Source organism: Longimicrobium terrae, assembly GCF_014202995.1.
In the GTDB taxonomy this organism is placed as follows: Bacteria; Gemmatimonadota; Gemmatimonadetes; order Longimicrobiales; family Longimicrobiaceae; genus Longimicrobium; species Longimicrobium terrae.
Genome location: NZ_JACHIA010000005.1, coordinates 1 through 23,628, shown reverse-complemented (window position 1 = coordinate 23,628; position 23,628 = coordinate 1). Strand labels below are relative to the sequence as shown.

Annotated in this window: 23 protein-coding genes and 1 riboswitch; of the genes, 9 read left to right on the top strand and 14 right to left on the bottom strand. The window is 69.6% G+C overall.

Going from position 1 to position 23,628, the window contains the following annotated elements; genetic code table 11:
- Positions 1-68: 68 nt before the first annotated feature.
- Together HNQ61_RS10270 and HNQ61_RS10265 are read left to right on the top strand one after the other, a co-directional pair.
- Positions 69-929, top strand: a complete 861-nt coding sequence (locus tag HNQ61_RS10270) for an NgoMIV family type II restriction endonuclease (RefSeq protein WP_170034294.1) — start codon at positions 69-71, stop codon at positions 927-929.
- Positions 930-1,228: 299 nt separating this feature from the next.
- The gene (locus HNQ61_RS10265; protein WP_170034292.1) at positions 1,229-1,900 is read left to right on the top strand and encodes a transglycosylase SLT domain-containing protein; all 672 of its coding nucleotides are present in this window, start codon (positions 1,229-1,231) and stop codon (positions 1,898-1,900) included.
- Between the two features lie 504 nt (positions 1,901-2,404).
- On the opposite strand, the gene ytpR is transcribed toward HNQ61_RS10265, so the two are convergent.
- Together ytpR and HNQ61_RS10255 are read right to left on the bottom strand one after the other, a co-directional pair.
- Entirely contained in the window at positions 2,405-2,965 is a 561-nt protein-coding gene (gene ytpR, locus HNQ61_RS10260; RefSeq protein ID WP_170034290.1) for a YtpR family tRNA-binding protein, read from the bottom strand.
- 151 nt (positions 2,966-3,116) lie between these two features.
- On the bottom strand, positions 3,117-4,430 hold the full coding sequence (locus tag HNQ61_RS10255) for a hypothetical protein (RefSeq protein ID WP_170034288.1): 1,314 nt from the start codon (positions 4,428-4,430) through the stop codon (positions 3,117-3,119).
- Between the two features lie 684 nt (positions 4,431-5,114).
- Here HNQ61_RS10255 and HNQ61_RS10250 point away from each other — a divergent pair.
- Complete coding sequence (locus tag HNQ61_RS10250) at positions 5,115-5,783, top strand: hypothetical protein (protein WP_170034286.1); 669 nt, start codon at positions 5,115-5,117, stop codon at positions 5,781-5,783.
- A 406-nt stretch (positions 5,784-6,189) separates the two neighbouring features.
- On the opposite strand, the gene HNQ61_RS10245 is transcribed toward HNQ61_RS10250, so the two are convergent.
- Positions 6,190-6,519, bottom strand: a complete 330-nt coding sequence (locus HNQ61_RS10245) for a hypothetical protein (protein WP_170034284.1) — start codon at positions 6,517-6,519, stop codon at positions 6,190-6,192.
- A gap of 271 nt (positions 6,520-6,790) precedes the next feature.
- Here HNQ61_RS10245 and HNQ61_RS10240 point away from each other — a divergent pair, with 271 nt between their 5' ends.
- Both HNQ61_RS10240 and HNQ61_RS10235 read left to right on the top strand, forming a co-directional pair.
- Positions 6,791-7,267 carry a hypothetical protein gene (locus tag HNQ61_RS10240; protein ID WP_170034282.1) on the top strand — a complete coding sequence of 159 codons (477 nt, stop codon included), beginning with the start codon at positions 6,791-6,793 and terminating at the stop codon, positions 7,265-7,267.
- A gap of 81 nt (positions 7,268-7,348) precedes the next feature.
- Complete coding sequence (locus tag HNQ61_RS10235; RefSeq protein ID WP_170034280.1) at positions 7,349-7,747, top strand: hypothetical protein; 399 nt, start codon at positions 7,349-7,351, stop codon at positions 7,745-7,747.
- A gap of 441 nt (positions 7,748-8,188) precedes the next feature.
- Here HNQ61_RS10235 and HNQ61_RS10230 read toward each other — a convergent pair whose 3' ends face one another.
- The 3 genes from HNQ61_RS10230 to HNQ61_RS10220 form a co-directional block, all read right to left on the bottom strand.
- Positions 8,189-8,956, bottom strand: coding sequence for an SDR family oxidoreductase (locus HNQ61_RS10230; protein ID WP_170034278.1), 768 nt, complete (start codon positions 8,954-8,956; stop codon positions 8,189-8,191).
- Positions 8,957-9,118: 162 nt separating this feature from the next.
- Positions 9,119-9,307 (bottom strand): hypothetical protein, encoded by a 189-nt coding sequence (locus tag HNQ61_RS10225; protein ID WP_170034276.1) that lies wholly within the window; start codon positions 9,305-9,307, stop codon positions 9,119-9,121.
- A gap of 157 nt (positions 9,308-9,464) precedes the next feature.
- Positions 9,465-10,679 carry an MFS transporter gene (locus HNQ61_RS10220; RefSeq protein ID WP_170034274.1) on the bottom strand — a complete coding sequence of 405 codons (1,215 nt, stop codon included), beginning with the start codon at positions 10,677-10,679 and terminating at the stop codon, positions 9,465-9,467.
- A gap of 186 nt (positions 10,680-10,865) precedes the next feature.
- Between HNQ61_RS10220 and HNQ61_RS10215 the strand changes: the two genes are divergently transcribed.
- The 3 genes from HNQ61_RS10215 to HNQ61_RS10205 all read left to right on the top strand — a co-directional run bounded on the left by HNQ61_RS10215 (position 10,866) and on the right by HNQ61_RS10205 (position 14,861).
- Positions 10,866-12,296, top strand: coding sequence for an MATE family efflux transporter (locus HNQ61_RS10215; RefSeq protein ID WP_170034272.1), 1,431 nt, complete (start codon positions 10,866-10,868; stop codon positions 12,294-12,296).
- Between the two features lie 657 nt (positions 12,297-12,953).
- Complete coding sequence (locus HNQ61_RS10210; RefSeq protein ID WP_170034270.1) at positions 12,954-14,141, top strand: ATP-binding protein; 1,188 nt, start codon at positions 12,954-12,956, stop codon at positions 14,139-14,141.
- A gap of 252 nt (positions 14,142-14,393) precedes the next feature.
- Complete coding sequence (locus tag HNQ61_RS10205; RefSeq protein WP_170034268.1) at positions 14,394-14,861, top strand: hypothetical protein; 468 nt, start codon at positions 14,394-14,396, stop codon at positions 14,859-14,861.
- 101 nt (positions 14,862-14,962) lie between these two features.
- Here HNQ61_RS10205 and HNQ61_RS29550 read toward each other — a convergent pair whose 3' ends face one another.
- From HNQ61_RS29550 to HNQ61_RS10180, 5 genes are all read right to left on the bottom strand, one after another.
- On the bottom strand, positions 14,963-15,823 hold the full coding sequence (locus HNQ61_RS29550) for a TonB family protein (protein WP_170034266.1): 861 nt from the start codon (positions 15,821-15,823) through the stop codon (positions 14,963-14,965).
- Positions 15,824-16,364: 541 nt separating this feature from the next.
- The gene (locus tag HNQ61_RS10195; RefSeq protein WP_170034264.1) at positions 16,365-17,054 is read right to left on the bottom strand and encodes an HAD family hydrolase; all 690 of its coding nucleotides are present in this window, start codon (positions 17,052-17,054) and stop codon (positions 16,365-16,367) included.
- Between the two features lie 119 nt (positions 17,055-17,173).
- Positions 17,174-17,761, bottom strand: coding sequence for a M23 family metallopeptidase (locus HNQ61_RS10190; protein ID WP_170034262.1), 588 nt, complete (start codon positions 17,759-17,761; stop codon positions 17,174-17,176).
- A gap of 11 nt (positions 17,762-17,772) precedes the next feature.
- A riboswitch (cyclic di-GMP riboswitch) is annotated at positions 17,773-17,867 on the bottom strand.
- Between the two features lie 253 nt (positions 17,868-18,120).
- Complete coding sequence (locus HNQ61_RS10185) at positions 18,121-18,537, bottom strand: RidA family protein (protein ID WP_170035933.1); 417 nt, start codon at positions 18,535-18,537, stop codon at positions 18,121-18,123.
- 92 nt (positions 18,538-18,629) lie between these two features.
- A complete protein-coding gene (locus tag HNQ61_RS10180; protein WP_170034260.1) occupies positions 18,630-19,421 on the bottom strand; it encodes a PhzF family phenazine biosynthesis protein in 792 nt (263 codons plus the stop codon).
- Positions 19,422-20,110: 689 nt separating this feature from the next.
- Here HNQ61_RS10180 and HNQ61_RS10175 point away from each other — a divergent pair.
- Complete coding sequence (locus HNQ61_RS10175; RefSeq protein WP_170034258.1) at positions 20,111-20,674, top strand: hypothetical protein; 564 nt, start codon at positions 20,111-20,113, stop codon at positions 20,672-20,674.
- Positions 20,675-20,837: 163 nt separating this feature from the next.
- Here the strand turns inward: HNQ61_RS10175 and HNQ61_RS10170 are convergent, their stop codons facing one another.
- The 3 genes from HNQ61_RS10170 to HNQ61_RS10160 are packed head-to-tail and all read right to left on the bottom strand — an operon-like array spanning position 20,838 to position 23,065.
- Positions 20,838-21,755, bottom strand: coding sequence for a dihydrodipicolinate synthase family protein (locus HNQ61_RS10170; RefSeq protein ID WP_170034256.1), 918 nt, complete (start codon positions 21,753-21,755; stop codon positions 20,838-20,840).
- Positions 21,746-22,642, bottom strand: a complete 897-nt coding sequence (locus tag HNQ61_RS10165) for a sensor histidine kinase (protein ID WP_170034254.1) — start codon at positions 22,640-22,642, stop codon at positions 21,746-21,748. The genes HNQ61_RS10170 and HNQ61_RS10165 overlap by 10 nt, the downstream gene beginning before the upstream one ends.
- A 57-nt stretch (positions 22,643-22,699) precedes the next feature.
- Entirely contained in the window at positions 22,700-23,065 is a 366-nt protein-coding gene (locus HNQ61_RS10160; RefSeq protein WP_170034252.1) for a hypothetical protein, read from the bottom strand.
- Positions 23,066-23,628 lie beyond the last annotated feature (563 nt).

Sequence of the window (23,628 nt, the reverse complement as noted above, 5' to 3'; positions counted from 1 at the left end):
TTTCCCAGCCACTGAATGAGAATAGAATAACCGTCCTTAGTGCTGGCCGAATCCACCCAGGGTGAGCGATGCTGATCGAGGATCTGCGGAAGGAATATCACCGGGGTATCTGCAGCGAGATCCTCGGACTGCGTGGCGGTACCTCAAAAGGCTACACCAACGCGGATTCGAGTTCCAAAATGAGTATCGCTATCGCGGATGCGCTAGCGCAGCAGATCGGGGCTCCCTTCTGTCTTCACCCTCCTACTGCCCAACGCGCAGGTTCAGAGTTCGGGAAGCGCACTTGCGAGTTTCTTAGCAAATCATTCCCGCTTCTCGCTCACCTTCGGCCGGGCAAGTGGAAGTTTTCGACAAGCCAAGCGAAGCTAGGAATCGCAGCTTTTGAACAATATGCCCACTTGTCGAAGCTGAGCCGACTAGCTAGCGCCCACCCCGAGATCCGGGACATACTCGGGCAGGACTATTTTATTACGCCTGACATCACCGTGGCGCGTGAACCTGTTGACGACTCGGAAATCAACCAGCACCAGATGCTTGTCGAGCCCGGGGCCGGGCTCGCTACGTTGACCCCGTTTCGTTCGGCAAACCAAAAGCTGGCTTTTCTGCACGCAAGCATTTCGTGCAAATGGACTATCCGGAGTGACCGAGCCCAGAATACACGTACAGAGGCGTTGAACTTGGTTCGGAACCGGAAGGGAACTACACCGCGTATCATCGTTGTTACCGCAGAGCCCTTGCCGGCGCGAATCACCTCAATCGCACTTGGGACTGGAGATGTGGATTGCACGTACCATTTTGCTCTCCGCGAGTTGCGTGCAGCTCTGAGCTCACATTCAAGATTCGACTATCCGGCCGAAGAAGTCGAAACCTTGGTAACCAGCCAACGTCTGCGTGACATCAGCGACCTTCCTTTCGACCTAGCCGCTTGAGCTCCGTGCAGGTCCGACCACACCCCAACTAAGGCGCGGGATGCCGGGGCCGCCCTCTGCGATACCTGATCCACCACACGATGGGCACCGGCCTGTTTGCCTGCCAAACCGCTGCCCCACAGGCACGGGTGGAGTGGGGCTAGGCAACCGCGGCTGGCAGTGCCGTTAAAGCACTTAGCTCTATCCCGTAGGCTTTGCACTACCCGCGTTCGAACGCGCGTTTGCTTGACGGGGCTCGGCGCGGCGGCCACGTTGTGCGGCTTCCTTGAAGGCGGAACCCGGAACAGGGAGACGACGACGTGAGTTCCACGGCAACCCGTACGCCGGCCCGCGCGGGCCGGCGCACCCCCGTGCTGCTGGCCCTCGTGGCGCTGTGCGCCTGGACCCCGGTGCTGTGCGCGCAGCAAGCCGCGCCCGCGCCGGCCGCCCCCGCGAACGAGACGGCGGGGCAGCAGTTCTGGCGGTGGCTGCGCGACGAGGCGCACCGCTTTACGGAGCTGGGGCGCGGCGGGATGTTCACCTCGCCCATGCGGTACGGCATCTCGCCGCAGCTGGCGCGCACCATCCACCGCGCGGCGGAAACCGAGGGGCTGGATCCGGAGCTCGGCTTCCGGCTGGTGCGCGCGGAAAGCGGGTTCAACCCGCGGGCGCGCAGCCACGCCGGCGCGCTGGGGCTGACGCAGCTGATGCCATCCACCGCGCGCTGGCTGGACCGGCGGATGACATCGCGCGAGGCCATCATGGAGCCGGAGCCCAACCTGCGCGCGGGGTTCGGCTACCTGCGGCGGCTGATCGACAAGTACCAGAACCTGAACCTGGCGCTGCTGGCGTACAACCGCGGCGAGGGCGCCGTGGACCGCGACCTGCGCCGCGGCCGCGATCCGGAGAACGGGTATACGCGGTACGTGCTGGGGATCGGGGTGGAGCGGTACCGGGGGGATGGGCGACGAACGGCAGGGAATAGGGAATAGGGAATAGGGAATAGGGAATAGGTACGGCGGATGGCGGCGCCGGGTGCCATCCTGGAGGCACCGAGGGCTCTTTCCACGGCGCCGAATCCACGCGCTGACGAAAGTTTACGTTCCGCGCGAGAACGGGCTCGCGTGGCGCGACGTTGGCTTGGCGGATGGTAGATCCTTCGCTCGCGCAGGACTCGGCCCCGGGGAAAGCTCCGCGCACGCTCGCTCAGGATGACGCCATTGGGCGTTATTGCGGCCACAGCATGCGCTCTCCACGGAGTCGCGGCGGCGGGGACGAGCGAGACACCGTCCTGCGGTGCGCTCCGGCGTCACGACGCGCGAGTCACTTTCGAGGTGGCGCTCAGGCGCGTGAGAACGCACAAGACACGCTCCGCCGCATGGCGCTTCGCGCGCGACGTACGGGTACTCTGCGCCAGCTGACGCCTGGGAATAGATGAAGAACGCCCGCCGCGACCATGGGATCGCGGCGGGCGTTTCTCGTCGGGATGGGGCGGGTTACTCCGCGGCGGCGGGCGGGTCGGGGACTTCGCCGCCCAGCTTGCGGATCACGTCGTCCAGCGTGTCCTTGCCATCCATCACGAATACGACACCGGGCGTGGGAATCACCTCCACGATCGGCGTGCCGGGCGCGGGCTCGCCCTGCAGTTCCATCAGCCCCGCGTGGTCGGTGCCCAGCTCCAGCTCATCCGCCGAGCCCAGCATTCCCTGCGACTCCTCGCCGCGCAGCTTGCCTCGCTTGATCTTCGTCCCGTTGGGCAGCGTAACCCCCGTGCGCACCACGGGATAGTACGCGCCGGCCCGCACATTGGGCGCGCCCGTCACGATCTGCAGCGGCTGCTCGCCGCCATCGTTCACCACGCAGATGCGCAGGCGGTCGGCGTTGGGGTGCTGCGTCACCTCTTCCACCCGGGCCACCACGATCGGCTTCAGCAGTTCGGCGAGCGGGACGATGCGCACACCCTCATATCCCGCCTCCGTCAGGTGGGCCGCGATCTGCTCCGCGTCGTCCGGGAGCGTGGGAATGCGATGGCGAAGAACCAGCTGGCTGACGTTCACGAACGGACTCCGATCGGGGTTCACAATGGGGATCGATCCCAAGATACACCATCCACCGCCATCCACGCAGTGCATCGAAGGAGCAGATGATGATCATCCGCCCCTCCGTGACCTCCGTGCATCCTCCGTGACCTCCGTGTGAAACGGCGGTTCAGCGATGCCGGCTCACCGCGTGGGCAGCGTCCGCCAGCGCGCGCATCCATGCCCCCACGGCGGGATCGTCCGGGATCGCGAGCAGATCCAGCGTCGTTCCCGGAGACGCGTCAGACGCGGACGCGTCCAGCCGCTGCGCCACGCCGCGCCGCAGCAGCAGGTCGCCCGCTTCGTCGATGCGGGCCAGGGCGTCGTCCGCATCCTCCGCAGGCGGCACCGGGCGCGGGATGCGCGCGCCGAACAATCCATCCGCGATGGTCGCCTCCACCGCAAGCGCGGTCGGCAGGTGCGCCGTCCCCGCGAACGCCCGCACGTCCGCCGTAAGCCCGCGCAGGTCCCCGGGCGAGCACTCCGCCACCAGCTCCGTCGACAGCGCGAACACGTATTCCCCGCCAGCGGACGGAAGCGCGCGCCCCATCAGCACGCGGCCGGGCAGCGCCTCGCCGTACGGATCGCGGATGACCAGTTCCCGCCCATCGAGCAGCGAAACCACGTCCGCCGTCTCGTCCCCCGTGCGCCGCACGACGCGCCACGCGCCGGGGATGGACGCCACCAGCGCCTCCGCCGCGGCGCGCCGGGACGCGGGCCAGTGCGCGGACTCGGGCGCATCCAGCAGCAGCCGCAGGATGGGTTGCCCGGCCGCCAGCGTGGGCCGCTCCGCGAACGCCCATTCCATCCGCCGGGTGATGGACCGCGCCGCGCGCTCGCTTTCGTCGTCCGCGGCCTGGCTCCAGCGCTCGCCCAGCCAGTACGCCGCCTCCGTTTCCATCTCCAGAAGCTCGTCGTGCGCGGCCCACGCCTCGGCGGCGGCCAGAACGCGCTCTGCCGCGCGCCCCAGCGCCTCAGCCGGGTGCAGCGCGCGCACGCCCAGCACGATGGCGTAGCGGGGGTGGATGAGGAGCATGAGCGCGTGCGCGTGCCGCTCCAGCGCGGCTTCCTGCAGCCACTCCTGGGCCAGCGCCAGCGGGGGATCGTCGGTGGAGGGCATCATTTCCGCCGCGCTGTGCGGAAGGCGGATGCGCATGGAATCCAGCAGCCGCGCCACTTCCTGTGCCGATGTGCGCAGCGCGTCGCCGGACGGCGCGCCGGGCGCATCCAGTGCGTGCGCCACGATGCCGTCCGCCAGCGCCGCCGCGCCGCTCACGATGCGCTGCGATGGATCAACGCCGTCGGACGCCAGCGTGCCCAGCGCGGCCCCCGCCGCGGCGGAGGCCAGCACGCGCACCGCGTACGCCGCACCGGGCGCCAGCGCGATCAGCCGCGCGCCGGCCGGGAGCGTGCGCGAGGGGCGGGTGAGGACGGATGCGGTCATGAGCACTTCGGGCGAAGGTTCCTGCAACGCGTGTATTTCGTCCACATCCTTGCGCTTGCAACATCTTCGCCATCCGTTCGGGAGATACTGGACGGAGAGGATGAGAAAACACGCATTCCGCCACCCGTGATGCGATCGCGACAGGCTCCACGGCGGCCCCCACCCGTGCGAGAGCGGATGAATCCGCCGCTCAAACAGCGGTAAGCCCCGACACATGGCCGCTGTCGCGTCCACGTTCGGGGCTTCAACTGCATTGCGGCATAGACATCGTTGATCGAACCCGGTCCGCGGAGGCGGACATCGTGTTATTCGAGGCGCGGTTTCAACCGCCGGGCGGGTATCGCCGCCCCGGGCCGAACCAGCCCCGGCGCTGCGGTCTCCTTCCCCTGGTTTATGGGGAAAGGTCGGAGATAGGGCCTCTCTCCCCCCGCGCCGCACCATCCACTCCGCACGACACTGGTGTGTGCTCCCTCTCCCACATTTGTTCGTGGGAGAGGGTCGTCGTGCGCAGCACGCGGGGTGAGGGCCCCCGCCGGCGGCCGCACGAGCCTCCGCTGTCCTCGCATCATCATCATCCCGTTCCTCGACGGCATCCCGCACCCCGGATGCCGGCGCTCCCGCTTGTGATCGGCGCGCGCAACGGGTAGGATGCGCGCTCGATCCATCACCCCCGCGCCGATCCCGATGCCGCAGACCGAAATCGCCGAAAGCACCCTGGAGTACCAAGGCACCCTCACCACCCCCGCGGCTGCGCTGCTTCCGCAGCGGGACGCGCTGGCGGCGGGGCTGTTCACCGCGCTCGCTCCGCTGGGCCTGGCGCTCGCCGACGTGCACGTGGACGACGATCCGTCCGGTTCGCTGGCGTCGGCCATCGTGGCGGAACTGGGGCCCGGCGGCGTGTACCGCTTCACCTTTGACGGGGTGCAGTGGACCACGCTGGACCCCGACCTGCGCGATCCGGCCACCATCGTCAAGCCGCTGGCGCTGGGCCGCAACTGGCTGAAGACCGCCGCCCCGTCTGCCGCCTTCGAGAAGCACCAACTCACCTTTTCCGCGCATCACCTGGTGCTGGACGGCACGGTGGAATCGGCGATGGCGGGGCTGCGCGCGCCCACGCTGGCGGCGCTCGGCGAGGCCCGGCCCACGGGCGTGGTGTTCCGCGCGGTCCAGACGGCGCGCAACCTGGAGGTGGAGTTCACGGTGGACCGCTCCAGCGTGTACGACGCGGCGCTGTTCGCCTCGCTCACGCTCATTCAGCGCGGGGGCACGTGGGATCCCGCCAACCTGCTGCGCGATCTGGCGGCGCTCTACGGCCGCGCCCTGGCCGGCATCGGCGTCACCCCGCCGAAATAACCACCGCGGGGGGCCCTCACCCCGCGTGCTGCGCACGACGACCCTCTCCCACGAACCGATGTGGGAGAGGGAGCACACACCAGTATCGTGCGGATCGGATGGTTTGGCGTGGCGGCGGGCTCCCCCCTCGCCCCGCAAGCGGGGGAGGGGGAGCACCGGGTACGGGGTCCAGACCGTGGCGTTCGTCCCAAAACCCGCTGTATGCAGTTGAAGCCCCGAACGGCGCCTGTGGGCGTCGTGTCGGGGCTTCCCGCTGTTGGAGCGGCGGATTTATTCGCTCCAGAATGCCTGGGCGCGACAGGTCCTTCCGAAACGCCTCACGCCTTCCGCCACGCTCCGGCGCTCCCGGTCTGTTCCGGTGAGGGGGTCGGCGGTCGTGCCAGTCCGCGTGAGGCCGCCGCGTCGGCTACTGCTTCGCCGAATCCGCCGTCGTCTGCCCGGTCGCGTTCCCCACGGGGCCCGTCGCGCCGCTCTGCACCGGACCGCCCGTGGCCCCCTGCGTCTGCACGGTGCTGTCGGCATTGGGATCGGTGCCGGGGCCGGACGGGGCGTTGGGGTTCACCGTGCCCGCCGGCGGCAGCACCGGCGGAATGTTGGTGCCCGCCGACATGGAATCGGGGCGGCTGGTGGCCTGGTTCTCTTCATCGGGCACCTGGTGCCCGCCGGAACCATCGCAGGCGGCCAGCGCGAAACCGGCGGTCAGAACCAGGGCGGACAGGGAGCGCAGCCTGAACATCGGCACCTTTCGGGCAGAATCGTTTGGATGATTTCAGTCCTCGGATCGGGGCGGTTCCGCATCCGTCGTACCACGCCGCGCGCATCCATCCTCATCTACCCGGAATCCGCCACCGCACGCACCACCATCGCCCGAAGCGCGCCCGAAACCCTTGCGTACCCCGCCCGCTTTCCGCAAGCTTGGCGGTCCGGCCGCCCACGCGTCCGCTCCCGCACCGCTCCTCAGTCCCACCGGCCGCCGCGCCCAGCGCCCCGGCCACGCACTCCCGCCCATGGCCAAGCACATTCCGCCGTCCGACCAGGAACTGTACGAGATCGAGGCGCTGGCCTGCGACGCCACCCCCGGCCCCTGGGAGCCGCAGGTGGTGCTGGACTACGTGACGGGCGAAAGCGCGCGCGTGGTGGTGCACGCCCCCGAATCCGACAGCGAGTTCCGGTACGTGGTGGAGCGCGAGGTCGACATCTCCGAGGCGGACCAGCGCTACATCGCCGCCATGCATCCCGATGCGGGGCTTCGGCTTGTGCGCGAGATCCGGCGGCTGCGGCGGGTGGAGGAACGCATGGATTCGCTCTGCTCGGTCATGCAGCACCTGAACGCGTTTCTGGAGCGGCGCGGGCTGGTGGCGCAGGCGCAGCGCTTTGTGGAGGTGCGCGCGCAGCTGGAGCGCATTCAGCCGGAATCGTTCAACGCGGCGCCCCGGGACCCCGCGTCCCCCACGCGCCCCGAAACGTCTTCTTCCCTCGCCTGACGGTCCGGGGCGCCCGCGGGCGCCCCGTTTTCGTATGGGGACCGGCCCTCACGCACCAACCCGACTCACCCCGCCGTCCAGATGTCTGCAACCCGCGAAATCCGCCTTCCCGACCGCTTCTACCTCCCCCGCACCGATGCGGCCGGGCGCGAAATCCACGACGTGATGCCCTGGGAGGGCGCGCTGCGCTACGCCACCGACGGCACGCGCGTGGGCATTCAGTTTCAGGACGGGCGCGTGGTGTGGCTGGGCGATGCGCAGAGCACCACCGACGCGCTCGCCGATGACGGGCAGGCGATCACCGCCAGCTTCGCGGAGGACTTCGAGGGGGTAAACCTGGATGCGCTGGTCGGCGGGCTGCGCGAGTACATGGAGCGGCATCCTATCCTCAAGTCCGTGTGGGAGGATGACATGGCCCAGCTCGACTCGCTGCGCCGCACCCCCGCCCGCCGCGCCTCGCTCCCCGACGAAGCCGCATAGGCAGTTCGTCGTTTGTGGATGGATGACGATCGGCCCGGCCCCCGCTCAGGGTGCCGGGCCGATCGTCATTCCCGCGCTGATCATCCCGCATCCGCCACCGCTCGATCAGCCGCCCGGATCGGTCCGGCGCGCATCCCACACTGCCCGCGCACCCATAATCCGCTAACAGACGCGCGGCAGGTAGTGTGTCGGCAGGCTCCCGCGCGTCACGCCGCCCATCGTGTGGCGGATGGCGCGTCGGGTGTGGGATGGATGATGATGACCAGCCGCGCACGCCCCGGATCCCCGCCCGAAAACCGAAAGGCGTCCCCTCCCAAAAATGCGGATGAACTCAGCACGGGCGCCGGCCAGCGGCACCGCCACACGATCTGGTGGAAGCCTCAGAGGCCCGTCTGTCATCGACGATACCGCGCACCCGCCACGGGTGCATGCGGCGGCGGTTCACGGCATGGTGAGGCCGCCGTCGACGGCGATGTACTGGCCGGTGGCGAAGCCCATCAGGTCCGAGGCGAGGGCGGCGACGGCGCGCGCGATGTCGTCGGGCTGGCCCAGCCGGCGCAGCGGGGTGGAGCCGCGCACGATCTCCTGCACTTCCGGCGTGGTGGGCTCCGACGCGGCGGTGGTCATGATGAGCCCGCCCGCGACCATGTTGACGGTGACGTTCTCCGGCCCCAGTTCCGCCGCCAGGTTGCGGCTGAAGCCGAGCATGGCGCTCTTGGCCGTGGTGTAGGCGTGGTACTGCACCACGGGATTGGTGATCAGGTTGGTGAGGATGTTGATGATCCGCCCGCCGCCGCGCGCGCGAAAGTGCGGGAGCACGGCCTGGCAGGTGTTCACGGCGGCGTGAACGGTTCCGTCGATCTGGTCCTGAAAGCCGCTCCACTCCATCCGCGCGAAGGGGACGTTGGCGATGGGGTCGAAGCGGTAGTTGTGGAGCGCGTTGTTGACCAGGATGTCCACGCCGCCGAACTCCTCTGCTACACGATCGGCCATCACGCGGACGGCGCTGGCGTCGCGCACGTCGGCGGCGAGCGCGACTGCCCGCCCGCCGGCTGAGCGGATCGACGCGACGACATCATCCGCCGCGGCCTGGCTGCTGAAATAGTTGACGCCCACCGCCGCGCCCTGCGCAGCCAGTTCCCGCGCGATGGCGGCCCCGATTCCCCGCGACGCGCCGGTAACCAGCGCGACCTTTCCGTTCAGCAGCATCCGTATCTCTTTCGTGTTGTTGATGATGTGCGTTCGACAGCCGTGCGTTGGCCATCTGTTCGTCAGAGCTCGTCAGCCGGTGCCCGTCGCGGAGTGAGCATGGTGATCGGCGGCGAGTCCGCTCCAGGAGCGAAGGAATTCGCCGTTGCTTGCACGCTCTCGTCAGGCGGCAGGTTCGTGTTCGGCGATGAACATCATCCGCCAATCCCGCACCATGCGCCAGGAATGCCGCGCGGCACTGCGCGGGCGGGGCCGCGGGCAGGCGACCGCGCTGAGTTCATCCGCATTTTGGGAGAGGACACCTTTCGGTTTCCCGGATGATGGATCGCGGTGCGCGCGGCTGTTCATCATCCATCCTCATCCTCAGAACACGCCATCCGACGCACGGAAGGCGGCGCGTCGGCGACGAGGCCCGCCGGCACACCTGTCTGCTGCGCGTCTGTTCATGGACTCAGCCCACGCGCGGCACGGCGAGCCCGCGCAGAGGGCGAGCTTCTACGGAACGCGATCAGGCGGTCGGGGCCAAGGCCATGCGGCGACTGGCGATCCAGGCGGAGGCGGCGAATACCAATCCACCGAACCCGAAGAGCAGCGGCACGCCCCCGCGGTGAAAGAGGACTGCGCCGAGCATGGGCCCGGCGGCCATGCCGAGATAGCGGCCGAAGTTGTACACGCCAATGGCCGTCGCGCGGTCGCGGACAAAGGCGTCGGCCAGGATGGTGGTCTGCACCGGGAGCGACAGGCCGAGCAGCAGCCCGAACACCCCGCCGCCGACCAGCAGCGCCGGGAGCGACCATCCGGAAAGGAAGATGAAGAGCAGCAGCGACGCCGCGTTGAGCAGCGAAGTGACGACCAGCATGCGCGGCCCGTTGAATCGCGCCTGCAGCCGTCCGCCCGCAAAGCTGCCGATGACCACGCCGAGCGACAGCGGAAGAAACGCGAGCCCGGTCCGGTCCGCCGTAAGCCGGTAGCGCTCGCGGAGGATTTCGGGGAGAAAGACGAGAAAGCAGTAGTAGGCGTAGTACTGCACGATGCCGAGCAGGATGACCGCCGACCCGCGCGCGTCACCGAGGATGCGCGCGAAATCGGCCAGCCGCATGCGCCGCGGCTCGCCCATGCCGTCGGGGCGCGTCTCGGGAAGGAGCGCCATCTGCGCCAGCGCGAGCACGACGCCAATGGCCGCCAAGAGGAGAAAGATGCCGCGAAAGCCAAAGTGCACCGCCACGGCCCCGCCGACTACGGGCCCGATCACCGACCCCATGGCCACCAGCATCTGAAACGTCCCCATCGCCCGGCCGCGCGCGGCGCCGGTGAACAGGTCGGCGATGACGGTGGTGGCCACGACGGAGCCGGCGGCGATGCCCACGGCCTGGAGCGCGCGGCTGGCCAGCAGCGCCGGCGCGCTGGGCGAAAACGCGCAAGCGACGGACGCGACCGCGTACAGCACCAGCCCGGGCACGAGCACCGCGCGCCGCCCGCGCCGGTCCGTCAGCGGCCCGTAGACGATCTGCATGACCGCCAGTACGACGGTAAAGAGCGAGATCGTGAGGTTGACCACGAAGACGGAGGTGTGAAAGCGGCGGCCCAGGTCCGGAAGGATGGGCGTGTACACCGTCTGCGTGAACGGCCCCATGAACGCCGCCATGGAGACGAGGACGACGAGCGCGGACGGCGGCACGCGGAAGCGCCGGGCCGGCGCGGCTGTGTCGGGAACGGAAGTCATGAGTCCGGGCCGGAAGTCGCGATGAAAACAGGTAACGCCGCGGAGCAGGAAGCGTGCTTCCCGCCGCCCACCGCCGCGGACGGCGCGCGCCCTGAGTGGCAGGAGTATTGCCCGCCGCGGGACGGAGAATCCGGAATTCCGGCGGCGCGCGGCACGCGTTCCGCCTTCCCGCATCGGTAGCCGGGCATGGCACAGGTACAGTCTCGCAATCTGCTGGAAGGGCCCATCCTGGGCTCTCTTCTCACGCTGGCAATCCCCATCGCCGCCGCCAACATCCTTCAGGCGGCGTATCAGCTGAACGACGCGTTCTGGGTGGGACGGCTCGGCGGCGCGGCGGTGGCGGCCGTGTCCGTCACCACGCCGGTGGTGTTCCTGACGATCGCGGTGGGCGCCGGGCTGGCGATCGCGGGCTCCACGCTGATCGCGCAGTACTATGGCGCGCGCAACCAGGAGATGGTGAACCACATCGCCGCGCAGACGCTGCTGATGGTGGTGATCGTGTCCGCGGTGCTGGGGACGGCGGGCTACATCGCCGCGCCCTCGCTGCTGAAGCTGATGGGCGTGGCGCCGGAAGTGTACGTCGGCGCGCTGGGCTTCATGCGCATGTCGTTCATCGGCCTGGTGTTCAACTTCTTCTTCTTCATGTTCCAGTCGATCATGCGCGGCGTGGGCGAGGCGCGCTTTCCCGTGCTGATCGTGCTGGGGACGGTGATTCTGAACTTTGCGCTGAACCCGCTGTTCATCTTTGGATGGGGCCCCGTTCCCGCCATGGGCGTGATGGGCGCCGCGGTCGCCACGGTGGGCACGCAGAGCCTGGCCGCGGTGATCGCGCTGATCGTGCTGCTGCGCGGACGGCACGGTGTGCACCTGGCGTGGCGCGACTTCCGGCCGGACCTGGCGTACATCAAGCGCGCCTTCTTTCTGGGATTGCCCGCTTCGGTGGAGCAGTCGGCGCGCGCGCTGGGGCTGACGGTGCTGACCTTTCTGATCACCAGCTTCGGCACGCTGACGGTGGCGGCATACGGTGTGGGAAGCACGATCCTGCAGGTGGTGATGATTCCGGCGATGGGGCTGTCGATGGCGGTTTCCACGCTGGTGGGGCAGAACATCGGCGCGGGCAACATCGAGCGGGCGGCGCAAATCGGGCGGCTGGGGGCGTGGCTGGGCTTCGGGATCCTGACCGCGTTCGGGGTAATCGTGTTCGCGCTGGCGCCGCAGCTGGTGGGCTTCTTCGTGCCCGGCGACCAGGACGTGATCGCGGCGGGAACGGTGTTTCTGCGCACCATCGCGCTGTCATGGGGCTTTCTGGGCGCGCAGCTGTGCATGACGGGCGTGCTGCGCGCGTCGGGCAACATGGTGATGACCATGATGCTGACGCTGATGTCGCAGTGGGTGCTGCAGTTTCCGCTGTCGTACGTGCTGAGCAAGCACACGGCGATGGGGTCGCGCGGGATCTGGTGGGCGTTCCCCATCACGTACACGATCACCGTGCTGGTGACGCTGGCCGTATATGCGCGCGGTGACTGGAAGCGGAAGCGGCTTGCCGAGCCGGAGGAGGAGCTCACGGAGCGCGTGACCGCGGACATCATGGCGGGCGAGAGCGTGCGGCAGGGGTAGGGGCGCAACGGCGGGCCCCCACCCGGGCTCGTACTACTCGCCCACCCTCCCCCAAAAAAGACTGGGGGAGGGTTGTTGGGGCGGAGAGTTCGGTGCGGGCGGCGGGAGGCCGTCGCGTGACAAAGATCAGTACGGAAGCGGGGGTCATCGCATGAGCGGAGATCCCCGCGCGGGAGCGGAGATTGGTGCGCGGGAGCGGAGGCCGGCGCGTAAGCCGAGTCTGTTGAGCGAATAAATCCGCCGCTCAAACAGCGGAAAGCCCCGACTCGTGGCCGCTGACGCGTCCACGATCGGGGCTTCAACCACATCGCACCGACACCCGCAGTCCGCGCAGGCGGACGCCGCGCGTTTCAAGGCGCGGTTTCAGCCGCCGGACGCGCGCCCGCCGCCCGGCGCCGAACCCACCCCGGCGCTGAGGTCTCCCCCTCTCCCGCTTGCGGGAGAGGGGGCCGGGGGGTGAGGGCTGCCAGCCGCCGCGCTACACCATCCGGAACGCACGGCTCTGCAGTTCCCCGCTCTCCATGCATCCATCCGCACGAGCAGCACCGGAAACCAACCCCCGGCGAAGCTCTTGCAATCCACCCGCGCTGAGCCGCCCCGCGATGCCCGTTCCGGACACGCGCGAGGGCGGCCGTACCCGATTCCCGAAGCACCTGCATGGGCAACTCCCTGCGCGACCTGCTCTTTGGGCAGGACCGCCGTGACCTGGCCACCGCGCACCTGCCGCGCCGCACGTTCGCCGACGTCGTCCTGCCGCCGGCCACGCGCCGCTCGCTGGACAACGCGCTGGTGCAGATCCGCAAGCACGACGTGATCTTCAACCAGTGGGGACTGGGCGAGCGGCACGAAAGCGGGCTGGGGCTGGCCTTCAACTTCGCCGGGCCGCCGGGAACGGGCAAAACCGTCTGCGCCGAGGCCATCGCCCACGCGCTGGGCAAGCGGCTCCTGGTGGTGCGCTACAACGAACTGGAAAGCCAGTGGGCGGGCGCCACGGCCAAGAACGTGGCCGCCGTATTCGCCTCCGCGGCCGAGCAGGACGCCGTGCTCTTCTTTGACGAGGCCGACGCCATCGCCGGGCGCCGCTTCAGCAACGTGGAGCAGGGCTACCAGCGCGAGGCCAACGCTGTGGTCAACGTCCTCCTGCGCGAACTGGAGGAGTTCAGCGGGGTCGTCATCTTTGCGACCAACCTGGCCGCCAACTTCGACCCGGCGTTCGAGCGGCGCATCCGCACGCACATCCTGTTCGAGCAGCCGGGCCCGGACGAACGGGAAATGATCTGGCGCGTGCAGATCCACGCCCGCAAGACGCCGCTGGGCGACGACGTGGACTTCCGCGCGCTGGCGGCGCGCTACCCCGGCACCGGCGGCGACATCAAGAACGCCGTGCTCAAGGCCGCGCAGATGGCCATCGCCGAGCCGGGCGACGACGCGGAAAAGCGCATCTGGCAGCGGCACTTTGAATCCAGCATGGAAGAAGTGCTGGGCGCCAAGCGGGTGATGGACCAGACGCTGTTCGGCGACGCGGCGTCCATGGCGGCGCTGGCCGCCGCGCGCCCCGGGCCGGAGCTGGACGAAGAGCTGTCGGCGCTCGCCTCGCGCCTGGTGGAGGTGGAGGACGCGGTGACGTCGATGACGGAGGAACTGCGGCGCGTGCAGCGCGCCCAGGCCGACGCGCTCACCCGCATCGACCAGCTGCGCGGCACCGTGGAAGCGGCGGGCGCCACGGCCGCGGAGTCCGCGCGCACCACCGGCGCCGCGGCCGAGCGGCGGTCGGCGCTGGCGCTGGGCCTCGCGGCGGCGGCGGCGCTCCTTTCGGCGCTGACGGCGGCGCTCACCCTGCTCTGACGGGCGCGAGGCATCCAGAATCCGCCACAGGTGGCTAATCCACTCATTTTCTTCCACCGCGGGCGCTCCGGATCGGCCACGCGCGGGACGGCGGCAGGGGGGACGGCGGGGTGTCTATTCTGTATAAGTTCAGAACTTGGCACTTCCGCGTCTTGCCTGTCCCAAAAAGCGGCACTAATCTGTAGAGTGTAATCCAAACCAAGTTAAACAAAGTGCACGCAGCGCCTCGGTTCTCCGGCCCCGGAGGACCGCATGAGCGACCGCGTACCCGATCCGTCCATCGACCGGATCCGTGACCACGTGCGCGCGCAGGTGGCGCGTACGTCGCTGCGCAAAGTGGCCGCGCGCGCCGGTGCCAAGGTGGGCGCGACCAAGAAGTTCGTGGACGGCTCGGTTCCGTACGAGCGCAATCTGCGGCTCTGGAAGCGCTTCTACGCCCGCGACCTGCGCGAGGGGCTGGCCGGCCGCCCGGACGACGCGCTCCCGCCCGCGGAGGCGGCCGCCGTGCTGGAACTGCTGCTCTGGGGCCTGGACGACGGGCGCAAGCAGGCCGTGCGCGAAGCCGCCGAGCTGTTCCGCGGCCTGTTCGTGCGCCACGGCCGCACGCCGCCGTCCTGGGTGCTGGCGGTCGCCGGCGGCCCGGGCGACTTCGCCGCGGAGGTGGATGACGGCGACGAAGACGAAGCGGGCGACGAGGAAGAGGACGACGGCGAGGAATGACCGCCGGCCCCGCGCCTGACCGATGAAAGAGGGCTCCCGTGCAATCCGCGCGGGAGCCCTCTCGTTCGTTTTGCGCCAGCGCCCGGCTGATCTCGATCAGGTCAGGGCGCCACGGGGATGACCATGCGGATCTCATGGGGCTCGCCGGTGAGGTTGGTGAAGCGGGCGGCGCGCATCACGCGCAGAACCTCCTCGTCCACCCCGTGCCCCAGCCCGTCCACGACAAAGATCTCGCCCACCGTGCCGTCCGGCTGCACGGTAAGCTGCACGCGGACGCGGCCGGTGATTCCCGCCGCGCGCGCCGCCTCCGGGTAGCGCACCTGCCGGGCGAGATCCGCCACCGTCCCCACCAGTTCCACGCGCGGGCCTTCATCCGCTTCCGCGCGGGCGGGGGGCGGGGCGAGTGAGCCTTCCGCCGTCCCGTTCACCCGCGCGAGCCGGGCGCGGATGCCGTCCAGCGTCTCCACCCCGGCGCGGCGCCGTTCCTCATCCGTCACCGCCGTGCTGTCGATGGGCTGCAGGTACGTTCTGCCGCCCTGCTCCAGGTACTGCGTGCCGTAGCGCTGCGGCTGGCCAGTGCTGAGCAGCCAGCGGTCCAGCGAGGCGGCGGCCAGCCACCGCGCCCGGTCGTTTCCCATCTCCTCACCGCGCTTGGCAAGCTCGTGCGCCAGGCGGAAGTCTGTGGAATCGGACCCGTGCTGAAAGACCATGGCGGCGTGGTAGTGGTCCGCCGCGGTGCGCACCCTCGACGAATCCAGCAGGGCGCGCGCTTCCCGCCGCCGCTCGGCGTCACGGCGGTCCACCTCGGGGCCCAGCACCGTCGTACCCGTGCGGTCCGCCTGGTCCTGCTCGTACAGCTGCGCCAGGCGGGGATTGTCCGCCGGCGCACCACGCGCCACGGCGCAGGCGGAAAGCGACCCCGCGGCAAGCGCGGCGGCCAGGAGTGTGAAGCGAGGTTTCACGGGTGATCCAGGGATGGATTGGATGGATGGAGCGGGGTTGGAGCGAGGAAAGTAATGCGCGCCCTTCGCGTCTGCACCGGACCGGAGCCGCCCGTGCAATCTGCGCGATCCGGTTCGACACCGCGAGGACCCGGAAGCCACCACTCGCGGTCACGGATGCTCGCCCGGCGCCGGGCCGGGAGGCCCCTCCCCCGGCCCCTCCCCGTGCAAACTGCCGCACGGAGAGGGGAGGACTGCAACTCAGCTTGGTCCCGGACGGTGCCGCGCGGTCGGAGAGAGCCCCCTCTCCCCGGCCCTCTCCCCCGCTCCGCGGGAGAAAGGGAGACCTCAGCGCGAGCGCAGACTCCGGCTTTCTTTTCCGGATTCAATGCGGGTGAAGCTCACAGCAGTATCGTGGAGGCTTCACCCGCGTTGTAGCGGCAACGTCAGTCGCTCACGCGGTTCGGGCTTGCACCCCGACGTGCATCACTGGCCCCAGACCCTGAGCACTGGGCACTCTCGTACTTCCGTACTTTCGTACCTCCGCACTTTCGTACTTCCCTCAATCCACGATCGCCCTCCACACCGCCTCCGTATCCGCCAGATCCGCGAACAGATGATCCGGATGGCATTCGGCGAGCTCATCCCGGCTGTACGTTCCCGTGGCCGTGGCGATGGTCCGCACGCCCAGCGCCTCGCCGCAGCTGATGTCGAACGGCGTGTCGCCGATGATGACGATCTGCTTGCGCGAGAACTCCACGCCCGTGCGATCCCTGGCCCGGCGGACGGCGACGGCGGGGAGCTCCGCGCGGTCGCCGTGGTCCGATCCGTACGCGCCCACCTGAAAGCGGTCAAAGCCCAGCCCCGCCGCGTCCACCTTGATGCGCGCGCCTTCCAGCACGTTTCCCGTCAGCAGGCCGAGCACGGTGTCGTTCTCCGACTCCACGCGGTCCACCAGCGCCGCCGCGCCGGGAAGCGCATGCACGGTGGCGGGATCCAGCGTATCGCGCAGCACGCGGATGTACACGTCCCAGAACGCGTCCATCCCCGCGTCGATGCGCGCGCGGTCCAGCCCGGCCTGCCCCAGCACCTCGCGCAGGATCTGCGGATCGGTGCGCCCGGCCATGTTGTAGCGCTCCACCTGCCCCGTTTCGCCGTACACCTCGCGCAGCGCGCGCGTCACGGCGCGCTTGCCGGCACCGCCGGCGTTCAGCAGGGTTCCATCGATGTCGAACAGCACCAGCCGCCGCATGCGTCTCCTCGCTCCAGGGTTGTGCGGACCTTTTGCACGCGGCGGGCCGCCGTTCATCCACGACGCACGAGCGCCCCGCCCGGCAATGCGGGCGGGGCGCTTTCATCAACCGGCAACGCTCAGCGGCCGACGGGCTTGAGCAGGTCGTACGGATTCAGGTTCTCGCCGTCCCACCAGCGCGACGGGTTCTGCAGAATGGCCACGGAAAAGTGCAGGTGGCAGTCGCCCGGCTGCGCGTTCCCCGTATCGCCCACGTACCCGATCACCTCGCCGCGCTGCACGCGCTGCCCCTCGTGAAGCCCCTGCGCGTAGCTGTCCAGGTGCGCGTAGTAGTAGCGGGTGCGGCCGTCGTCGTCCATCAGGTAGATGGTGGTGCCGCCCAGCCCGCTGATGTGCAGCTTGCGGATGGTGCCCTCGGCCACGGCCATCACCGGCGTGCCGCGCGGCGCATGGATGTCGATGGCGTGATGGGTGCGGCCCTGCGAGCGCGACTGCGTGTACGTGTCGTGAAGCTGCTCGCGGGTGATGCCCTGCACGGGCACCATCATGCGTCCGGCCTCGGCGGTGCGGCCCCGGGGGCTCAGGAGGCCGGCGCTGGCGGAAAACATGGAGGCGGTGGGCGCCTGTGCCTTCGCGGGAAGCGCGAGGACAACGAGGGCCAGTGCCGTGGCGGCGACGCGCACGGCGGGGAAGAGCGAGGATTTCATTGCGTGATCTCGTCGGCGGCCCGACTGGCGTAGCGGCGCGTGGAGCGCGCGCGGTAGCCTCGTGGCTTTGCGTCCCCGGCTTTCGACGGGTTTGCCGTTTTCGGTGAGGTCCCCGGATGCGGATGCGGCCGGGAAATCGAACGGAAACTGCCTGACGTGCCTGCGAACTGCGGCGGGTGTAACTGACGCTCCGGGTGCATGTTGCGGATACGAACGCGCGACGGCTTCCCGCAGGCACGGGGGCGGCGCGTACACGGCGTTCAGTTGCGTGGGGGGCATGATAATACGAGGCGCCGCCTCACGCCAGAGTCTTACACCTGCTACGGAATCAGATGAAGTCGCCGCAATGACCCATGTCGTTATTGCGCAACGACATACGCTTCCACTTCGATTTCAATCAGCATGGCGGGGTCGATCAGCCTGGCCACTTCCACCATCGTCGCCACGGGCCGGGCGCCGCCGCCCGCAAAGAACTCCCCGTGCGCGCGGCCGAACTCCTCCCATCGCCCGATGTCGGTGACGAACATGCGCGTGCGCACCACGTCCGTCATCCCCGCGCCCAGCAGCTCCAGCGCGGCCCGGATCTTCAGAAAGGTGTACCGGGCCTGCCCGTACGCATCGCCCGCCCCGACGATTTCGCCCTCGGGATCCGTCGCCGTCGTCCCCGCGACGTGGATGTGCGGGCCGGTGCGCACCGCGCGCACGTAGCCGACGGATTCCTCCCACGGCCCGCCGCTGGACACCTGCGTCCGTCCCGCCACCTCGCGGACGGTCATGGCGGGAAGCGGCACGTCGCGCGTCCCGTCGGCGGCGGCGAGCGGAGGGCCTGTGTGGCTGGAAATGTCGTTCATCGTCCGATCCTCCTCGTTCAGTCCACCAGGGCGCCGCGCATCACGGTGATCGCCTGACCGCCCAGGTGCACGCGGTCGCCCTCCACCCGCACGCGCACCACGCCGCCGCGCGCGGACGCCTGATAGCCGGTCATCCGCTCGCGGCCCAGCCTGGCGGCCCAGTACGGCGCGAGGGCGCAGTGCGCGGAGCCGGTGACCGGGTCCTCGGGCACGCCCACGCGCGGCGCAAAGAAGCGCGATACGAAGTCGTACTCGCCGTTCTCCCCCCGCGCGGTGACGATCACGCCGCGCGCCTCCACGCCCGCGAGCCGCGCCTGGTCCGGCCGCAGGCCGCGCACCACGGCCTCCGATTCGAGTTCCACCACGAAGTCGAAGTGGCTGCGCACGATGGCGACCGGCTCCGCGCCCAGCGCCTCGGCGAGCCCGTCCGGGGCGGGCGAGGGCTGCGAGGGTTTGGCGGGAAAGTCCATGGAGATCCACTCGCCGTCGCGTTGCGCGGTCAGCAGGCCGCTGCGGGTGTGGAAGCGCGCGGTGGCGGATTCCGGGAGATGGCCGTCCTGCCAGAGCACGTGCGCGCTGGCGAGCGTGGCGTGTCCGCAAAGGTCCACTTCGACGGCGGGGGTGAACCAGCGCAGCCCCCATTCGTCGCCGCGCGGCTCCAGGAACGCCGTTTCCGACAGGTTCATCTCGATGGCGACGGACTGCATCCACGCGGCGTCGCGGGGCGCGTCCAGCAGGCAGACGGCGGCGGGGTTTCCCGAGAACATGCGGTCGGCGAACGCATCGACCTGAACGAGCTTGAGCGGCATGAACGGCGCGCGGATCGGGGCTGCGGAGGCGAAGGGCGGGAATGTAGGCGGGGATGATGTGCGGTGCAAAACCGGGAGATCGCGGGCGGTCCCCACCCGGGCTCGTACTACTCGCCCACCCTCCCCCAAAAAAGACTGGGGGAGGGTTGTCGGGGCGGAGGGTTCGGCATGCGGTCCCGAGATCTGCGCCGCCGGGCACCTGTTGAGCGGATGAATCCGCCGCTCCACAAGCGCAAAGCCCCGACACCGGCCGCTGGCGCGTCCGGTTCGGGGCTTCAACTGCGTGGGGTACGAGCATGTTGGTTGCGGGCGCAGTCCGCGGAGGCGGACTTCCTGTCTTTCGAGGCGCGGTTTCAACCGCCGGGCGACACCCGCCGACCCGCATCGCCCTCAGCCCCCACGCTGAGGTCTGCCTTTCTCCCGCGGAGCGGGGGAGGGGGCCGGGGAGAGGGGGGCCCTCTCCGCCGAGCGGCACCATCCGGATCGGGTTGAGTTGTCGTTCTCCCTTCTCCGTGCGCAGTTTGCACGGGGAGGGGCCGGGGGAGGGGCCCTCACGGCCTGAGGCCCGCACGAATCCAAGGGACCCATACGAATCAACCCCAACTCCGTGCTGGATCGCCAGCGGGAAGGCTTCTTGCGCTGGTGACCGCCGGCAAGATCACGCACGGCATGAACCAGAGGAGGGCCTGATGAGGCACTATGACGATCCGTACTACCGCGGCTATCCCATGGGACCGCAGTGGGGCCAGCCGCACCCCATGGACCCCAACTGGGCCGACGGCGAGTACCACGGCCAGCGGATGACGCCCGACAACCGCCACGGCGCGTACGGCTGGTACCGCCAGGCGCATGAGCGCGACCTGCAGTCCAGCGGCGGCTTCGACGGCATCTACGACGAAGGCCCGGGCAGCTACGACGCCGGCGGCATCTACCATCACCCCATGCACCACGGCCGCGTGCAGCGCCCCCGCACCCAGGGCATGCCGCGCGGCGGGCGGTACGACGCGCAGTACCGGCACGTGGAAAACGGCGGCGTGCACGGCGACAGCCGCTTCCTGGGCCAGTACAACCGCAACAGCGTGGGCCTGCGCTACGGCAGCGAGTACGACCGCGGCTACGGCCATGCGCCCGGCGCGCGCGGTGAGGGTCGCTACATCCCGCAGGCAGGGCAGCAGCGGCCCAACGAGCGCGGGTACGCCGGCTACAACCGCGGCGGCTTCGCGCCCACCAACGGCCTGGATCCGCGCAGGTAGTTCCGGCTTCGGTGGATGAAAAACAGCGTGGGGCCGCGTTCATCGCGGCCCCACGCTGTTTGTGTTGATCAACTGCCGCCGGGGGGATGATACGCGGAACCCCGATCCGCCCAGCGCCGAACGCCCGTCATCCCCGGCGAGGCGCGCCGGCCGCCTTCTCGACTCAGGCAGCCGGGGCGGCGATGGGGTTGGGCAGGATGCCGGCGATGGCGAGTGCGTCGGCCAGCTTGCCCCCGTCGCGGTTGCGCAGCGCCTGAATGGGCGACCGCGGCTCGCCGCCCTGCATTCCCAGCGCGTCCAGCGCCGCCTTCATCCCCGGAATCCCCAGCTCGCCCACCACCACCTTGTGCAGCGGCGCAATCCGCTCCTGCAGCCGCCCGGCGTCCGCGAAGCGCTCTTCGGCAAAGGCACGGCACAGCTCCGCGCACTCCTCCGGCATCAGCAGCGCGACGGCGAGGATGCCGCCCACCGCGCCCATCTCCAGCGCCGCGTACAGGATAGCGCCGCTGCCGGCCAGCACGTCGCAGCCGCCGCGGCAGGCATCCACCAGGTTGCCCAGCGTGCGCTGGTCGCCCGACGAATCCTTGATGCCGGTGATGTTGGGGTGCCGCGCCAGTTCGTGCACCAGCCCGGGCTCCAACTCCACCCCGCTGAAGCGCGGCGGCACCTGGTACAGGATTACGGGCACCGGCGACGCGTCCGCCACGGCGCGGTAGTGGTCGCGCAGCGCCGCGGGGGTCATGAGCGGCTTGTAGAACGACGGCGGCTGCACCAGCACGGCGTCGGCGCCGGCCTCAGCCACGGCGCGCGTCTGCCGGATGGCGGCGCGCGTGCTTTCCGCGCCGGTGCCGGCCAGCAGCAGCTGCCCGCTGTCCAGCAGGTCGCGGGTGGCGGCGGTCAGCCGCACCTTTTCGTCCTCGTCCAGCAGCACGCCCTCGCCGGTGGAGCCAAAGAGCACCACGCCGGCCAGCGGCGCGCGCAGCCAGCGGCGCACGTTGGCGCGCATCCCGATCACGTCCACCTCGCCCGTCACCGGATCGAACGGCGTGGTGGCCGGGGCGAAAACGCCGTTCAGTTCCATGATGTTCCCATCCCTCGTGGTTCCGGCGCCAGCCCGGGCAGCGCGCCCGTCGTTACCCCGTCGCCGTGCAGCGGCAGCCGCAGCGTGAATGTCGTTCCCTGCCCCACCGTGCTGTCCACGTCCAGCCGCCCGGCGTGGGCCTCGGCGATCTCGCGGCAGATGGCCAGTCCCAGCCCCATGCCCTTGCCCTTGGTGGACACGAACGGCTCAAAGATGCGCTCCAGCTTGTCCGCGGCAATCCCGGGCCCGTTGTCGGCCACGCGGACGACGGCCCCGGCCGGATCGCGCTCCACCGAAACAGCCAGCCGCGCGCCCTCCTGCTCCGCCATGGCCTCGCGCGCGTTGCGCACCAGGTTGTCGATGGCCTGGCGCAGATAGTAGGCATCGGCCAGCACCACCGCGCGATCCATCCGCGAGGTGTCCACCAGCAGCCCGCTGTCGCCCGCGTCGCGGGCCTCGTGGGCGGCCACGTGCTTCACCAGTTCGTCCAGCGCCACCGGCTGGCGGTTCATGGAGCGCTGCGCGCCGGACGCGTAGACGGACAGTTCCTCCAGCATGTCCACCAGCCGCTGCGACTCGCCGATGATGGCGTCGGCCACCTCGCGGCGCTGCTCGGCGTCGCTGACGATGCGGTCGTTCTGCAGCAGGTCTGCGTGCAGAACGATGGTCTGCAGGGGGTTCTTGATCTGGTGCAGGATGCGCGCGGTGGCCGTGCCCATGGCGGCCAGCTTCTCTTCCTCCGCGCGGCGGCGGTCGGAGCGGCGCAGCAGGGTGACGATGACGCCGGCGGTGAACAGCACCACGCTGGCCACCACCACCACGCTCACCACGAACAACAGGCGGTTGTCGGGCGGAATGGCGGACTGCACCGCCATGACCAGCATCATGCGAGAGTGCGCGGGCGGGGGAACGTGCGACGCGGCGGGGCCGGGCGGCCCCGCCCTTCAGAGTCCACGGCCGTCGCGGCGCGCTTCGGGAATGCGCGAAACGATGAACGACACCGTTTCTCCGCGCTCCTCGCCCTCGGGCACCACGGTTTCCACGATGATGCGCCGCACCACGCCGCCCTCGTCGCGCAGCGTGACCTCCACGTCGATCCCCAGTTCCGGGGCGGCGATGTGGGTGCGCACCCGCGGCCCGGGGTCGCCCAGGGGCACCTCGGAGTTGCGGATGAGGATCTTGGTGCTCTGGCGCCCGTTGTCGAGCCCGCGCGCCACCTTTACCTGCTGAAGCCAGTCTGGCTGGTAGCCGATGATGTACCGGCGGCCGTGCTGGTCTTCTCCCTCGCCCTCGCGGTTGTGGCGTGCCATCCGACCTCCACGTGAGGCATGCACCATCCAACGCAGTTTTCCCGTGGGAATCTCCGTTTTCCTGCGCCTCCGTGTCAAGGGAAACGATACGAAAACCGCGAACTTCCGCACAGGCGCTTCTGCCGTGATTCGCCGGATTCGGGTGCGCGGGAGCGCGAACGGCGGCGCGCGGGGAGGCGGGTGTCTCTACAAAGCGCCCCGCGGCAAGGAGTTGGGGATTGATGACGAAACGTGAACGGAGTTGCCGGCCCGCCGGATCTCACGTTGGACCGCGCAGTGCTTGCGCCCCGGTCGCGCCCCGCCGCGGATCGTGGTCAATCCGGAAATTGGGGAAAGCGGGTCGTGGTGGATCGCGATCGGAACAGGGACGCCGGACGATGCGGCGACCCGCCAAACTTTGGTGCCGGCGAAGGATCTGCTTTCCCCGCGAGAACGGACGTGTGTCCCGCGACGTTGGCTCGGCGGATGGTAGATGTCCAGCCTCGTATGATTATGTGGATGCGCGCCTGAGCCGTATCTTGTCTGCGCAGGCCTGGTTGCTCCTCCGATTCACCCCGCGTGTG

Coding starts and splice junctions, on each gene's coding strand:
- HNQ61_RS10270 (WP_170034294.1), top strand. CDS start 69: ATGCTGATCGAGGATCTGCGGAAGGAATATCACCGGGGTATCTGCAGC.
- HNQ61_RS10255 (WP_170034288.1), bottom strand. CDS start 4,430: ATGACCGCATCCGTCCTCACCCGCCCCTCGCGCACGCTCCCGGCCGGC.
- HNQ61_RS10250 (WP_170034286.1), top strand. CDS start 5,115: ATGCCGCAGACCGAAATCGCCGAAAGCACCCTGGAGTACCAAGGCACC.
- HNQ61_RS10245 (WP_170034284.1), bottom strand. CDS start 6,519: ATGTTCAGGCTGCGCTCCCTGTCCGCCCTGGTTCTGACCGCCGGTTTC.
- HNQ61_RS10240 (WP_170034282.1), top strand. CDS start 6,791: ATGGCCAAGCACATTCCGCCGTCCGACCAGGAACTGTACGAGATCGAG.
- HNQ61_RS10235 (WP_170034280.1), top strand. CDS start 7,349: ATGTCTGCAACCCGCGAAATCCGCCTTCCCGACCGCTTCTACCTCCCC.
- HNQ61_RS10230 (WP_170034278.1), bottom strand. CDS start 8,956: ATGCTGCTGAACGGAAAGGTCGCGCTGGTTACCGGCGCGTCGCGGGGA.
- HNQ61_RS10225 (WP_170034276.1), bottom strand. CDS start 9,307: ATGATGAACAGCCGCGCGCACCGCGATCCATCATCCGGGAAACCGAAA.
- HNQ61_RS10220 (WP_170034274.1), bottom strand. CDS start 10,679: ATGACTTCCGTTCCCGACACAGCCGCGCCGGCCCGGCGCTTCCGCGTG.
- HNQ61_RS10215 (WP_170034272.1), top strand. CDS start 10,866: ATGGCACAGGTACAGTCTCGCAATCTGCTGGAAGGGCCCATCCTGGGC.
- HNQ61_RS10210 (WP_170034270.1), top strand. CDS start 12,954: ATGGGCAACTCCCTGCGCGACCTGCTCTTTGGGCAGGACCGCCGTGAC.
- HNQ61_RS10205 (WP_170034268.1), top strand. CDS start 14,394: ATGAGCGACCGCGTACCCGATCCGTCCATCGACCGGATCCGTGACCAC.
- HNQ61_RS10195 (WP_170034264.1), bottom strand. CDS start 17,054: ATGCGGCGGCTGGTGCTGTTCGACATCGATGGAACCCTGCTGAACGCC.
- HNQ61_RS10190 (WP_170034262.1), bottom strand. CDS start 17,761: ATGAAATCCTCGCTCTTCCCCGCCGTGCGCGTCGCCGCCACGGCACTG.
- HNQ61_RS10185 (WP_170035933.1), bottom strand. CDS start 18,537: ATGACCGTCCGCGAGGTGGCGGGACGGACGCAGGTGTCCAGCGGCGGG.
- HNQ61_RS10180 (WP_170034260.1), bottom strand. CDS start 19,421: ATGCCGCTCAAGCTCGTTCAGGTCGATGCGTTCGCCGACCGCATGTTC.
- HNQ61_RS10175 (WP_170034258.1), top strand. CDS start 20,111: ATGAGGCACTATGACGATCCGTACTACCGCGGCTATCCCATGGGACCG.
- HNQ61_RS10170 (WP_170034256.1), bottom strand. CDS start 21,755: ATGGAACTGAACGGCGTTTTCGCCCCGGCCACCACGCCGTTCGATCCG.
- HNQ61_RS10165 (WP_170034254.1), bottom strand. CDS start 22,642: ATGATGCTGGTCATGGCGGTGCAGTCCGCCATTCCGCCCGACAACCGC.
- HNQ61_RS10160 (WP_170034252.1), bottom strand. CDS start 23,065: ATGGCACGCCACAACCGCGAGGGCGAGGGAGAAGACCAGCACGGCCGC.